The sequence below is a fragment of the Bradyrhizobium sp. BEA-2-5 genome (assembly GCF_032918025.1).
Lineage (GTDB): Bacteria > Pseudomonadota > Alphaproteobacteria > Rhizobiales > Xanthobacteraceae > Bradyrhizobium > Bradyrhizobium pachyrhizi.
Genome location: NZ_CP136629.1, coordinates 1,793,485 through 1,807,248, shown reverse-complemented (window position 1 = coordinate 1,807,248; position 13,764 = coordinate 1,793,485). Strand labels below are relative to the sequence as shown.

Genomic DNA, 13,764 nt, shown 5'->3' with positions numbered 1-13,764 from the left:
CATAGCTGGAAGGATGGATCGCTTCCTCGCAAACGCTCCTCGCAATGACGTTTTGAGGGCTGAACACCTTCACATTTGACAAATCCGCACGCGGCCTGTTCAACAGCTGCAATAACAACGCCTAGGAAACAGGGAGCGAGGATCATGAAGCTTTACGACTCGATCGGACCCAATCCGCGCATCGTGCGCATGTTCATGGCGGAGAAGGGCATCGAGATACCCAAGCAGACCGTCGACCTGCGCAAGGGCGAGAACCGCGAGACGGAACACCTGAAGCGCAATCCGCACGGCCAGATGCCGGCGCTCGAGCTCGACTGCGGCAACTACCTCTCCGAGATCACGGCGATCTGCGAATATCTCGAGGAGAAGCACCCCTCGCCCGCGATGATCGGCACCACGCCGGAAGAGCGCGCGGAATGCCGGATGTGGACCCGCCGCGTCGATCTCAACATCGCCGAGCCGCTCGCCAACGGCTACCGCTTCGGTGAAGCGCTGAAATTCTTCGAGAAACGCATTCCCGTCGCGCCCGAAGCCTCGCCCGGCCTGAAGATGATCGCCGCCAACCGCATCAAGTGGCTGAACGACCAGATGGCCGACGGCCGCGAATACATCTGCGGCAAGCGCTTCACGCTCGCCGACATGCTGCTCTATTGCTGGCTCGATTTCGGCAATCAGGTCGGCCAGCCGCTGGACCAGTCGAACGCCAACATCGTTGCCTGGTTCAACCGCGTCGGCGCGCGGCCATCGGTGAAGGCGTAGGCTCTCCCTTATCCTCCCCTGGAGGGGGAGGATCGGTTCGCATGCAGCAAAGCGGAATGCGAACCGAGGTGGGGTGAAGGTCTCTCGTTACGGGCGGCGTCCGAGTGGAGAGATCACCCCACCCCGCTGCGCATTCCGCTTCGCTGCATGCACAGCGACCCTCCCCCTCCAGGGGAGGGTGAAAAGACACTGAGCACACCCAGCTCCTCAAATCACCACCGGCTTATCTGGCAGCTCGTTCGGGCCGGCCGGAGGCGGGAAATGCCTTGCCAGCTCCCGCGACACCGCCTCGATCCCCTTGATCACGCCCTGCTCGAAGCGGCCGGAACGGAAATCCGTTTCCATCGTGCGGCAGATCGCCTCCCAGCCGGCATGGCCGACCTTCGCATCGATGCCGCGATCGGCGACGATCTCGACATCGCGGTCGGCGAGCAGCAGATAGATCAGGACGCCGTTGTTGTGCGCGGTGTCCCAGATGCGCAAATGCGAGAACACGTCGAGTGCGCGATCGCGCGCCGGCTGGTTTCGGAACAGCGGTGCTCCGTCAAGCGCGCCTTCGACGACGAAGCGGACCTGACCGGAATGGGTGGCCTCGCCGCGCTTGATCGCCTGCTCGATGCGGTCGAGCACGGGCGGCGGAAAATCACGCCGCACCCGCCAGCGGTGTTCGATCAGATGCCTGGCAATGCGCTTGATGCTCATGCCTACCAGCTCCCCGAGGCGCCGCCGCCGCCGAAACTGCCCCCGCCGCCGCTGAAGCCGCCGCTACTCGACGATCCGCTGCTCCAGCCGCCGTCGCCGGACCAGCCGCCGGAATAACCGCCGCCGCGCCGGTACGGTCCCGAGCCTGCCGCCGGACCGCCGAAGTTCAATCCGCCGAAGATCAGCGCCGCGACGGCGGCGAACAGGCCGACCACCAGCGCCGTGGCGAGCGAGCCGGCCACCATCCAGGTGAAGACGCCGACAACACCGCCGGTCGCGACCGAGCCCAACAACCGTCCCAGTATCCCACGCAACACGCCGGCCACGATGATGACGATAAAGATCGTCACCGGATTGGCGAAGTCGACCAGGTTCGGCCCTTGCCAATGCTCGGGCTCCGGCGCCGGCAATTGCTCGCCATTGATCAGGCGGATCATCCGGTCGACGCCGGCCGAGATGCCGCCGGCGAAATCGCCGGCCTTGAATTTCGGAGTGATATCTTCGTCGATGATGCGGTGGGTGACGTCGGTCAGCGCGCCTTCGAGGCCATAGCCGACCTCGATGCGCAAGTGCCGGTCGTTCTTGGCGACGACGAGGATCGCGCCGTCGTCGATCTTCTTGCGGCCGATCTTCCAGGCCTCCGCGACCCGGATCGAGAATTGCTCGATCGTCTCCGGCTGCGTGGTCGGGACGATCAGGACCGCGATCTGACTTCCCTTGCGGGCTTCCAGATCCTTCAGCCGGCCGGTGAGCGTCGCGACATCGCCGGCGGACAGCGTCCCGGTCTGGTCGACGACGCGGCGGGTGAGCGGAGGCACCGCGACTTCGGCCCACGCCGGGCACACGAAGCCCAGCAGGAAGGCGAGCAGGATGACGCGTGCGGCGGTCATCGCGATGCGCGCACGCCGGCGCTATTTCGACGGCGCGGGGGCCGGTGACGGATTATTGAAATCGACCTTCGGCGCGGTCGAGATCGCCTTCTCGTTCTCGACCGTAAAGTTCGGCTTCTCCTTGTAGCCGAACATCATGGCGGTGAGGTTGCTCGGGAACGAGCGGATGGTGACGTTATAGTCCTGCACCGACTTGATGTAGCGGTTGCGCGCCACCGTGATGCGGTTCTCCGTCCCTTCGAGCTGCGACATCAGGTCCTTGAACAAGGCATCGGACTTCAGCTGCGGATAGTTCTCGGTGACGACCAGCAGTCGCGACAGCGCGCTGGAGAGTTCGCCCTGCGCGGCCTGAAATTTCTGAAAGGCGGCGGGATCGTTCAGCACCTCGGGGGTCGCCTGGATGCTGCCGACCTTGGCCCGGGCGTTGGTGACGCCGAGCAGCACGTCCTTCTCCTGCTGGGCAAAACCCTTCACCGAGTTGACGAGGTTGGGCACGAGATCGGCGCGGCGCTGATACTGGTTCACGACCTCGGACCAGGCGGCCTTGATCTGCTCGTCCTCGCTCTGGATCGCATTGTAGCCGCAATTGGTCAGGCTCAGTGTCGCCAGCGCTGCGAGCACGGTCCAAAGCTTGCGCATGAAGATGGTCCTCCCCGGGTGGATTCCGCATCAGCTTAACAGATTTTCGCCGGATAATCCCGTGCGGCGGATTTCGCGGCTCCTTTTGCGGATGATGACGCTTGCCTATCCCTGCCCGCGCCGTTCATCATGGCGAAAAAATCGATCGCGGGAGGATCCATTGGCGTCTGAACAATTCGAGACGATTGTTGTCGAACGGCCCGAGCCCGCGATCGCGCGGATCGTGATGAACCGCCCCGAGGCCCGCAACGCCCAGAACCTGCAGATGACCTACGACCTCAACGCCGCCTTCGACCGGGCGGTGCAGGACGACGCGGTCAAGGTCATCATCCTCGCCGGCAACGGCCCACATTTCTCGGCGGGTCACGATCTCAGGCCAGGGGCCAAGAACCAGGCCGGCGCTGATTTCCCGCCAGTCGGAAATTGGGGCGGCTTCGCCGAGCCGAACGCCCATGGCCGCTTCGCCCGCGAGCAGGAAATATATCTCCAGATCACGCGGCGCTGGCGCAACCTTGCCAAGCCTGTCATCGCCGAAGTGCATGGCAAGTGCATCGCCGGCGGGCTGATGCTGGCCTGGGCCTGCGACCTCATCATCGCCAGCGACGATGCGCAGTTCTGCGACCCCGTCGTCACCATGGGCGTCTGCGGCGTCGAATGGTTCGTGCACCCCTGGGAGCTCGGCCCGCGCAAGGCCAAGGAATTCCTGTTCACCGCCGACGTCTGGAGTGCCGACGAGGCGCATCGCCTCGGCATGGTCAATCACGTGGTGCGACGCGGCGATCTCTCGTCGTTCACGCTGGCGCTGGCGCGGCGGATCGCCGCAAAGCCCGCCTTTGCGCTGAAGCTTTCCAAGGAGGCGGTGAACCGCTCGATCGACATCATGGGGCAGCCTGCCGCGATCGATCAGGCCTTCGCGCTGCATCAGCTCTGCCACGCCCACAACCTTCAGGAATTCGGCATGGTGGTGGACCCCGCGGGTCTGCATCCCTCCGTCAAGAAAACCGCCAACGTGTAGCAAGCCAGATGGACCTCACCCTCAGCGACGAGCAGCGCCTGCTGCGCGAAAGTGCCGACCGCTTCGTGGCGGAAACCTTCAGCCCCGAGCATCGCAAAAAAGCGGCGAACGATCCGCTGGGCTATTCGCCCGCGATCTGGAAGCAATTCGCCGAGCTCGGCTGGCTGGCGCTGCCGATCAGCGAAGCCCATAGCGGGCTCGGCGGCGGCGCGATCGAGATCGGACTGTTGATGGAAGCGTTCGGCCGCGGGCTGGTGTCCGAGCCGTTCCTCTCCACGGTCGTGATCGGCGCCGCGCTGGTCGCCGAACGCGGCTCCGAGGCGCAGAAGCAGGCGATCCTGCCTGATGTTGCCGAGGGCAAGCTTACGCTCGCCTTCGCGCATTCCGAGCGCGCCGCGCGCTTCGATCTCGCTCATGTCGACACGACGGCCGGCAAGACGGCCGATGGTTGGCGTCTGAACGGCAGCAAGATCGCCGTACTCGACGGCGCGGCAGCCGACCAGATCATCGTCTCGGCCCGTATCGCCAACGCCAATGGTGCGTCCGGCAAGCTTGGCCTGTTCCTGGTGCCGGCGGGGACGCCCGGGCTCACTCTGCGCGACTACGCGCGGCTCGGCGGCGGGCGCGGCTGCAATCTCGATCTGAAGGATGTGCAATTGCCCGCCGATGCGCTGCTCGGCGACGGCAGCGATACGCTGCCCGCGATCGAAACCGTGGTCGACCGCGCGATGGCCGCGCTCGGCGCCGAGGCGGTCGGCATCATGCAGACGCTGCTGGACACGACGCTGGAATACACCAAGCTCCGAAAGCAATTCGGCCGGCCGCTTTCCGCCAACCAGGTGATCCGCCACCGCCTCGCCGACATGGCGATGCAGGTCGACGAGGCCCGCTCGATGGCGCTGCGGGCCGCGCTGATGGCCAATGCCGAGCCTGTGGCCCGCAGCCGGGCGGCGTCGGGCGCGAAAGCGAAGATCGGCCGATGCGCGCGCTTCGTCGGCGAGCAGTCGATCCAGCTCCATGGCGGCATGGGCGTCACCGAGGAGCTCGAGGTCGGCGCCTATTTCAAGCGGCTCGTCGCCTTCGACACGCTGTTCGGCGGCAGCGCCCATCACTACGGCCGCCACGCCCAGCTGAGCGGCCGCGCGCACGCCTAACGGAGAGCGCACCATGGATCTCACCTTCAGCGCCGAGGAACGCGCTTTCGAGCAGGAAGTCCGCGATTTCATTGCCGGGAGCCTGACGCCGGAGATGAAGCGCGCGACCGCGCTGACGCCGTCGGTGTTCTCCGACCCTGACATCGGCATGGCCTGGCAGCGCGCGTTGCACCGCCAGGGCTGGGGGGCGCCCGGCTGGCCGGTCGAACATGGCGGGCCGGACTGGACGCCGGCACAGCGCTGGATTTTCGAGACCGAATGCGCGCGCGCCGGCGTGCCCAATGTCAACGTGATGGGCGTGAAGATGGTCGGTCCCGTCATCATCGGCTTCGGCAGCCCCGAGCAGAAGAACTTCTACCTGCCTCGCATCCTCTCCGGCGAGGACTATTGGTGCCAGGGCTATTCCGAGCCGGGCTCCGGTTCCGATCTCGCCTCGCTGAAGACCCGCGCGGTGCGCGACGGCGACGACTACATCATCAACGGCACCAAGATCTGGACCACGCATGCACACCACGCCAACCGCATGTTCGCGCTGGTGCGCACCAGCGACGGCCCGCGACAGCAGGACGGCATCAGCTTCATCCTGATCGACATGAAGACGCCGGGCATCACCACACGCCCGATCCTCACCATCGGCGGCGACCACGAGGTCAACCAGGTGTTCTTCGACGACGTGCGCGTGCCGGTCGCCAACCGCGTCGGCGAGGAAGGCAAGGGCTGGACCTACGGCAAATATCTGCTCGAATTCGAGCGCGGCTCGGGGATTGCGTCGGCCAAGCTGCGCGAGGGGCTGAAGGCGATCACCGATCTCGCTGACTCCGAGGTCACCGGCCGCGCCATCGAGGATCCCGACATCGCGATCCGGATCTCCGAGGTCGAGGTCGACATCGACGCGCTGGAAATGACCGAGCTGCGCGTGCTCTCGGCGCTGCAGACCGGGCAGAATCCCGGCGCAGTGTCGTCGATCCTGAAGCTGCGCAATAGCGAGATCCGTCAGGCCGTGACGCGGCTGGGCGCCGACGTGATCGGCCACGACGCGCTCGCCGTCGAGCCGATGCGCCCGCTCTACAAGCTCAACCACGAGCCGGCGACACCCGAGGAGATGCTGACGGTGATGCCGGAATATCTCAACGGCCGCGCCTACACCATCTTCGGCGGCACGTCGGAGATCCAGCGCGACATCATCGCGAAGATGATGCTGGGACTGTAGGGCACCATCGTTCCGGGGCATCGCAGAGCGATGAACCCGGAACCTCGAAGTTGTGGCGCGAGATTCCGGGTTCGCGCTTTCGCGCGCCCCGGAATGGCGGCTAAGCAGCCCCCGCCTTCGCGTCCCGGATCGCCTGCCAGATCTTCTGCGGGGTCAGCGGCGTATTCAGCTGGGTGATGCCGAGCTCGGCGAGCGCGTCCATGACGCCGTTGGTGACGCAGGGCGGGCCGCCGATGGCACCGGATTCGCCGCAGCCCTTGGCGCCGAGCGGGTTGGTCTTGCAGGGCGCGGAATCATCCAGCGTCACCTCGATCGGCGGCACGTCGTCGGCACGCGGGATGCAGTAGTCCTGGTAGCTGGCGGTGAGGAGCTGGCCGTCGGCATCGTAGGACACGCCTTCGTACAACGCCTGGCCGATGCCCTGCGCCACGCCGCCGTGGATCTGCCCCGTCACCAGCATCGGGTTCACGGCGACGCCGACATCGTCGACCGTGGTGTAGCGCACCACCTTGGACACACCGGTCTCGGGATCGATCTCGACCTCGCAGATATGCGTGCCGTTCGGCCAGCTCGGACCATCGACCTCACCTTCGGAATCGACGCTGAGCCTGGCGCCGTTTTCCTTCTCGGCGAGATCGAACAGGCTGATGCGACGGTCCGTGCCGACCACGGTGAGCATGCCGCCCTGGTACTCGATGTCCTCGACCGAGGTCTCCAGCACGTTGGCCGCCTTCTCGCGCGCCTTCTGGATCAGATCATTGGAGGAGACCGCGACCGCCGTGCCGCCGACGAACAGCGAGCGCGAGCCGACGCTACCGAAGCCCATGGCGAGATCGGTGTCGCCCTGGACCACGTCGATCTTGTCCATGGGAACGCCGAGCGTGTCGGAGATCATCTGCGTGTAGGTGGTCTGCAAGCCCTGCCCCATCGCCATGGTGCCGGAATGCAGCACGACGCGCCCTTGCGAGGTCGCGTGCAGGCTGACCTTCTCGGTGTGCGCGCGGCCGCCGGTCCACTCGATGTAAGAGGTGAGTCCGCGGCCGTAGAGCAGGCCCTTCTTCTTCGCCGCCTTCTTGCGCGCGGCAAAGCCGTCCCAGTCGGCGAAATCAGACGGCCCGATCGAGCATGTGGGCGAAGGCGCCGGAGTCGTAAACCTGGCCCGCCGCATTCGTGTACGGCAGCTGCGCCGGCTTGATGTAGTTGGCCTTGCGGATCGCGCGCGGATCCATGCCGATCTTTCGTGCGGCCGCGTCGAACAGACGCTCGACGATGAAGACAGCCTCGGGACGGCCCGCACCGCGATAGGCGCCGACCGGGGCGGTATGGGTCATCACCGATTTCACCTCGAAATGCACCAGCGGCAGATCGTAGACGCCGGTCTGCACGAAGGGCCCGAGCACCAGCGGGATGATGTTCGCGGTGCCCGACGAATAGGCCCCGGTGCCGCCGATCGAGCGCACCCGATAGGCCAGCACGCGGCCCTTGGCGTCGAGCGCGAACTCGCCGGTCGAGGTCAGGTCGCGGCCGTGGGTGCCTCCGACGAATTCGTCGGTGCGGTCGCCGCGCCAGCGGATCTTCTTGTTCAGCTTGGTCGCGGCATAGGCGACGATGCCGTCCTCCGGATAGAGGTTGGTCTTCTGGCCAAAACCGCCGCCGATGTCGCCGACCAGCACGCGCACGCTGTCCTTCGGACGCTTCAGCACGGCTTCCGCCAGCACGTCGCGGGTCGAGGCCGGGGTCTGCGACTGCACATGCAACAGGAGGCGGCCGGACTTCTTGTCGATCTCGGCAATGGTCGAACGCGGCTCCATCGCGGACGGCACGAGGCGCTGGCTGACGAGATCGAGTTCAACGGTGTGCGCGGCCTTGGCGAAGGCCTCGTCGACCTTGGCCGCATCGCCATAGCTCATGGCGCCGACGATGTTGTCGGGTGCCTCCGGCCAGACCGCCGGCGCGCCCGGCTTGATCGCCTCGACCGGATCGACCACCGAGGGCAGCACCTCGTAATCGATCTCGATCGCCTCGGCCGCGGTCTGCGCCAGCACGCGCGAGGTCGCGACCACGGCCGCGACGCCCTCGCCCGCGTAACGCACCACCTCATGCGCCAGCAGGCGTCGTGGCGGCACGGTCATCGGCGAGCCGTCGGGCCGCTTGAAGATCGCAAGCGTCGGCAGCGTGCCGATATCGTCCTTGACGAGGTCGGCGCCGGTATAGACCGCCTTGACGCCCGGCATCTCCAGTGCCGCCTTGGCGTTTATCGACTTGATGTTGGCGTGGGCATGCGGCGAGCGCAGCACGTGCAACCACAGCGCGCCGTCCTCCGGCTTGTCGTCGATGAACTGTCCCTTCCCGGTGAGCAGCCTCTGGTCTTCCAAACGCTTGACGGGCTGACCCGCTCCGAAACGCAAATTGCCGGGAAGAATGTTCATCAGAGGGTCCTTCGAGCTTCCAAGAATTTCCAGAGAATTTGGCGGGGGTTTTAGCGGATTTTGGCGGCCTGACAACCACACGCCGGCCGAAGGACAGGCATCTCGTCGCGCGGCGCGTGGAAGCACAATCCGGCGGCACGCGTCAGGGCAGTGACGACATTATTGCGCCCGGCCGATATCGACGATGGCGACCTCGACATCGCGCGCCGAGCCGTCGCGGTTCACGCTGAGCCGGACCTTCTTGCCGACCCCGATCTGCTCGAGCTGGTCGGCCAGATCGGAGAGCCGGTGGACCGGCTTGCCGTCGACCGCGGTGATCACGTCGCCGAGCTCACCGGTCGACATGTCGACCCCGCGTATCCCGGCGCGCTCGGCCGGCGACCCCGGTGTCGTGCGCACCACGATCAATCCTTCGGCACCGATACGGGTGGCGACGGCCTCATTCGCGGTGACGATGCCGATCCCCGGCGTCGGCACGCGGCCGGTGCGGATCAGCTCGGGTACCACGCGATTGACGATGTCGACCGGGATCGCGAAGCCGATGCCGGCGTTCGAGCCCGACGGCGACAGGATCGCCGTGGTCACGCCAATCAGCCGGCCGGCGGAATCGAGCAACGGGCCGCCCGAATTGCCGGGATTGATCGCGGTGTCGGTCTGGATCACGTTGGAGATTTCGCGGCCGCTCGAGGTCGGCAGCCGGCGCTTAAGCGCGCTGATGATGCCGCTGGACATCGATTGATCGAGCCCGAACGGGTTGCCGATCGCATAGGCAAACTGGCCGACCTTGAGATCGGACGAGCTGCCGAGCGCCAGTGACGGCGGCAGCTTGCGCGCGCTGCGGATGCGCAGCACGGCCAGATCGTAGTTCGGCGCCGTGCCGACGATTTCGGCGCGCACCGCCTCGCCGGAGGCAAAGCGGATCGCGACCTGGCTCGCATTCTGCACCACGTGGTTGTTGGTGACGACGTGGCCATCATTGTCCCAGACAATGCCGGTGCCCGACGCCGCGCCGCCCTCCTGCTCCTCGCTCAGCGGATTGGCGGCGGTTTGCGTCACCACCTGCACGACCGACGGCGAGACCTTCTCGAAGATCTCGACATTGGCCTTTTCGGCATCCGACAGCGCGCCGCGCTCGGCGACCGCGCGGGCAGCCGGGCCGCTCCACGGCGCCTGACGGATGCTGCCGGCCGCGAATATCAGCAGAACGGCCGCGATCACGGCCAGGACAAGGACGGTACGCCGATTCATTGGTGTGCTCCACGCAACAAACGCGCTGACCAAGCGGAGGTTTCCGGCATAGCCAAGTCGGATTGCCCGGCATTTTGCCGCGCAGCCCCGACGGCTTCAGGCCAGATCGCGCAACGCCGCCTCGACCACACTGCGCTGCTCGGCCGTGAGCGGCGCCTGCGGCGGGACGGGATCGCCGACGGCGTAGCCCTGGATCGAAAGCCCCGCCTTGATGCAAGCGGCGAGGTTGAAGCGGGCGAAGGCTTCGTTGATGCGCCACAGCCGGCGCTGCAGCGCCATGGCCTCGTCCCAGCGGCCGGCCTTGCAGAGGTCGTACAGCGCGACGCTCTGGCGCGGGATGATGCAGGCCGGGCCCGCCATCCAGCCGCGGCCGCCGATCAGCATCACTGCGGTGGGGATATGAGCCGAGGCCGAGAAGACCTGCAAGGCATCGCCGCAGCGGTTCATGATCGAGAGCAGCCGGCCGGTGTTGGTCGAGGCATCCTTGATGTAGCCGATGCGCGGATGTTCGGCGAGGCGCGCAATGACGTCCAGGGTGAGATCGGAACGCTGAAATTGCGGATTGGTGTAGATGACGACGGGGATGTCCACGGCATCGGCGATGGCGCGGAAGTAGGATTCGACCTGGGCATCGGCGAGCGGGAAATAGGCTTCCAGGATCGCCAGGATGCCAGCGGCGCCGAGCCTCTGGTAGGCTTTCGCCTGCGTCACCGCATCCGCCGTCGAGGTGGAAGCGACGCCGGCAACGACGGGCACGCGGCCCTGCGCGGCCTCGATCGTGGTCTGCACGATCGCCGTGCGTTGCTCGGCGTTGAGATAGGCGAATTCGCCGGTCGAGCCCAGCGGCGTGAGGCCGTGCACGCCGGCCTTGACCAGATCGTCGCAGAGCCGGCCCAGCACCTCGGTGCGGACATGGCCGGCAGGGTCGACCGGGGACACCAGATACGGAAAGACGCCGTGGAAGTCAGCCATTTGCGAGCCTCGTTGACGGCGAGACATAATCGGGATCGTGCGCAAAGGGAAGCGGCGTGCCGCTGCGCAAGGCGCCGAGCACCGCTGCGAAATCCGTGCCGGCGCGGAAACCGAGCAGCCGTTCGGCCTTGCTCGCGTCGTAGATCCGGCCGATCGATTTCGGCAGGTGCCAGCCGCGCCGCGCGAACAGCGCCGGCGCATCGGGGAAGGTGCGCGCGATGACCCCGGCCGCGTCCGTCTTCAGGTCGGCGACATCGCTGCGCGCAAACGGCGTCGGCGCGCTGATGACAAAGACCTCGAAGCCGCGGATCTTGTCCAGCGCCGCGACATGAGCATCGGCGGCGTCCTCGACGGTGAGGCGGCGGTACAGCAGCTCGGTCGCCTTCAGGTTCTCGCCATGGATGTCGCGGATGGTGTCGTCATCCTCGGGGAAGAAGCGGCTGGTGCGCAGCACCGCGCAGTTCAGCCCGTGCTCGCGGCTGTACAGGCGGCACAGCCCTTCAGCGGCGAGTTTTGTCACTCCGTAGATGTTGCGCGGCTCGAGCGGCCCTGTCGTCTCGTCGAGCCACACCGCAGCATGACCTTCCTCGTCGCGGATCGCCTGCGAGATCATCAGCGAGGTCGTCGAGGTGAAGACGAAGCGGTCATGGCCGGCAGCCACTGCTGCCTGCAGCAAATTGAGCGTGCCTGACACGTTGACGTTGACAAAGGCCTGCGGCGCGAACCGCTCGAGATCGGGCTTGTGCAGCGCGCCGCCATGGATCACGGCCTCGATGCCGTAATCCGCGAACACGCGCTCGACCACCGATCGTTCGGCTACCGAGCCTGTGACATCGGTCGCCTCGCCCGGGACGACGTCGAGGCCGACCACATCATGGCCGGCCTGTCGAAGCCGCGGCGCGAGGAAACGGCCGAGCCAGCCGGAGGAGCCGGTCAACAATATTCGCATGAGGTCCGCCCGGCCCGCGCCTTTCAGAACACCTTGGCGATCGCGGCCTGCGCGTCGCCCTGGATCTGCTTGAGATGATCCGGCCCGCGGAAGCTTTCGGCGTAGATCTTGTAGACGTCCTCCGTCCCCGACGGCCGCGCGGCGAACCAGCCATAGTCGGTCTCCACCTTGATGCCGCCGAACGGCTGGCCGTTGCCGGGTGCCTTGCTCCTGACCGCCCGCACGGCATCGCCGGCGAGCTGCGTCATGTTGAGCTGATCGGGCCCGAGCGCCTTCAGCGCGTTCTTCTGCTTCGGCGTTGCCGCCACATCGATGCGCTCGTAATAGGGAACGCCGAGTTCGGCAGTCAGCTCGCCAAACAATTCGCTGGGATCGCGGCCGGTCTTCGCCACGATCTCGGCAGCTAACAGGCCGAGGATGATGCCGTCCTTGTCGGTGGTCCACACCCCGCCGTCGCGGCGCAGGAACGAGGCGCCTGCACTCTCCTCGCCGCCGAAGCCGAAGCCGCCGGTGAGGAGGCCGTCGACGAACCATTTGAAGCCGACCGGCGTCTCGACCAGCTTGCGGCCGAGCTTTTTCGCGACGCGATCGATGATCGAGCTCGACACCACGGTCTTGCCGATCGCGGCATCCTTGCCCCAGTGCGGGCGGTGCGCGAACAGATAGGAGATCGCGGTCGCCAGATAATGGTTCGGATTCATCAGGCCGCCGGTGCGCGTGACGATGCCGTGACGATCGGCATCGGTGTCGTTGGCAAACGCGACGTCGAAGCGGTCACGCATCCCGATCAGGCTCGCCATGGCGTAGGGCGAGGAGCAATCCATGCGGATCTTGCCGTCCCAGTCCACCGTCATGAAGCGGAAGGTGGGGTCGATCGCCTCGTTCACCACCGTGGCCTTCAGGCCGTAGCGCTCGATGATCGGATGCCAGTAATGCACGGCGGCACCGCCGAGCGGATCGATGCCGATGGTGACGCCGGCGGATTTGACGAGGTCGAGATCGACGACGTTGCCGAGATCGGCAACATAGGGCGTGATGTAGTCGTGCAGATGCGTGGTCGCTGCCTTGCGCGCGCGATCATAGGGCAGCAGCGCGACGCCCTTGAGGCCGGCCTCGATATAGCGGTTGGCGCTCTTCTCGACCACGGCGGTGACATCGGTGTCAGCGGGGCCGCCATGCGGCGGATTGTATTTGTAGCCGCCGTCCTCCGGCGGATTGTGCGAGGGAGTGATGACGACGCCGTCGGCGAGGCCGCTGGCGCGGCCCTTGTTGTAGGTGAGGATGGCGTGCGAGATGACAGGCGTCGGCGTGTAGCCGCCGTCCTTGTCGATCATGACATCGACGCCATTGGCGGCGAACACCTCGATGGCGCTGACGAGCGCCGGCTCGGCCAGCGCGTGGGTGTCGATGCCGATGAAGAGCGGGCCCGTCAGCCCCTTTTCTCGCCTGTAATCACAAATGGCCTGCGTGGTCGCGAGGATGTGCCCTTCGTTGAACGTGTTCTTGAACGAGGTGCCGCGATGGCCCGAGGTGCCGAACGCCACGCGCTGCGCCGGATCCGATGCGTCGGGCTTGCCGGCGAAATAGGCCGTGACCAGCCGCGGCACATTGGCGAGCGAGGCGGGATCGATGGGTTTGCCGGCGGCAGGATTTGGTGCAGTCACGTGACCTCTCAGATCTGGTATCGCCGGCCATCAGCACAACGAGTGATGCCATCGCGTGATATCTTGGCGTGCTACCATGGCGGCTTACGTTCAATCAAGCCGAGGGCTTTTCGTTCCTTGCCCACCGCAGCCA

General features: G+C 66.1%; 11 protein-coding genes and 1 pseudogene. 4 read left to right on the top strand and 8 right to left on the bottom strand.

Annotated elements, in window-relative coordinates; translation table 11 throughout:
• The first annotated feature begins 144 nt into the window (after window positions 1-144).
• A complete protein-coding gene (locus tag RX327_RS08355) occupies window positions 145-759 on the top strand; it encodes a glutathione S-transferase family protein (protein WP_028334938.1) in 615 nt (204 codons plus the stop codon).
• Window positions 760-966: 207 nt separating this feature from the next.
• On the opposite strand, the gene RX327_RS08350 is transcribed toward RX327_RS08355, so the two are convergent.
• Genes RX327_RS08350 through RX327_RS08340 form a run of 3 tightly spaced genes read right to left on the bottom strand, consistent with a single transcriptional unit; the run spans window position 967 to window position 2,990 of the window.
• Window positions 967-1,461: a TPM domain-containing protein gene (locus tag RX327_RS08350; protein ID WP_317250012.1), complete on the bottom strand. Its 495-nt coding sequence runs from the start codon at window positions 1,459-1,461 to the stop codon at window positions 967-969.
• Between the two features lie 2 nt (window positions 1,462-1,463).
• Window positions 1,464-2,351, bottom strand: a complete 888-nt coding sequence (locus RX327_RS08345; protein ID WP_317250011.1) for a YgcG family protein — start codon at window positions 2,349-2,351, stop codon at window positions 1,464-1,466.
• 21 nt (window positions 2,352-2,372) lie between these two features.
• A complete protein-coding gene (locus RX327_RS08340; RefSeq protein ID WP_317250010.1) occupies window positions 2,373-2,990 on the bottom strand; it encodes a LemA family protein in 618 nt (205 codons plus the stop codon).
• Window positions 2,991-3,150: 160 nt separating this feature from the next.
• Here RX327_RS08340 and RX327_RS08335 point away from each other — a divergent pair, with 160 nt between their 5' ends.
• Genes RX327_RS08335 through RX327_RS08325 form a run of 3 tightly spaced genes read left to right on the top strand, consistent with a single transcriptional unit; the run spans window position 3,151 to window position 6,369 of the window.
• Complete coding sequence (locus RX327_RS08335; RefSeq protein WP_410712148.1) at window positions 3,151-4,005, top strand: enoyl-CoA hydratase; 855 nt, start codon at window positions 3,151-3,153, stop codon at window positions 4,003-4,005.
• Between the two features lie 8 nt (window positions 4,006-4,013).
• On the top strand, window positions 4,014-5,159 hold the full coding sequence (locus tag RX327_RS08330; RefSeq protein WP_317250009.1) for an acyl-CoA dehydrogenase: 1,146 nt from the start codon (window positions 4,014-4,016) through the stop codon (window positions 5,157-5,159).
• A gap of 13 nt (window positions 5,160-5,172) precedes the next feature.
• Complete coding sequence (locus RX327_RS08325; protein ID WP_317250008.1) at window positions 5,173-6,369, top strand: acyl-CoA dehydrogenase family protein; 1,197 nt, start codon at window positions 5,173-5,175, stop codon at window positions 6,367-6,369.
• 100 nt (window positions 6,370-6,469) lie between these two features.
• On the opposite strand, the pseudogene RX327_RS08320 reads toward RX327_RS08325, so the two are convergent.
• The 5 genes and pseudogenes from RX327_RS08320 to pgm all read right to left on the bottom strand — a co-directional run bounded on the left by RX327_RS08320 (window position 6,470) and on the right by pgm (window position 13,631).
• Window positions 6,470-8,798: pseudogene (locus RX327_RS08320) on the bottom strand (xanthine dehydrogenase family protein molybdopterin-binding subunit).
• A gap of 159 nt (window positions 8,799-8,957) precedes the next feature.
• Window positions 8,958-10,046 carry a S1C family serine protease gene (locus RX327_RS08315; RefSeq protein WP_317250007.1) on the bottom strand — a complete coding sequence of 363 codons (1,089 nt, stop codon included), beginning with the start codon at window positions 10,044-10,046 and terminating at the stop codon, window positions 8,958-8,960.
• 96 nt (window positions 10,047-10,142) lie between these two features.
• The gene (locus RX327_RS08310; RefSeq protein WP_317250006.1) at window positions 10,143-11,018 is read right to left on the bottom strand and encodes a dihydrodipicolinate synthase family protein; all 876 of its coding nucleotides are present in this window, start codon (window positions 11,016-11,018) and stop codon (window positions 10,143-10,145) included.
• The gene (locus RX327_RS08305) at window positions 11,011-11,967 is read right to left on the bottom strand and encodes an NAD-dependent epimerase/dehydratase family protein (protein WP_050386862.1); all 957 of its coding nucleotides are present in this window, start codon (window positions 11,965-11,967) and stop codon (window positions 11,011-11,013) included. The genes RX327_RS08310 and RX327_RS08305 overlap by 8 nt, the downstream gene beginning before the upstream one ends.
• Window positions 11,968-11,990: 23 nt before the next feature.
• Window positions 11,991-13,631, bottom strand: a complete 1,641-nt coding sequence (gene pgm, locus RX327_RS08300; protein ID WP_317250005.1) for a phosphoglucomutase (alpha-D-glucose-1,6-bisphosphate-dependent) — start codon at window positions 13,629-13,631, stop codon at window positions 11,991-11,993.
• Window positions 13,632-13,764 lie beyond the last annotated feature (133 nt).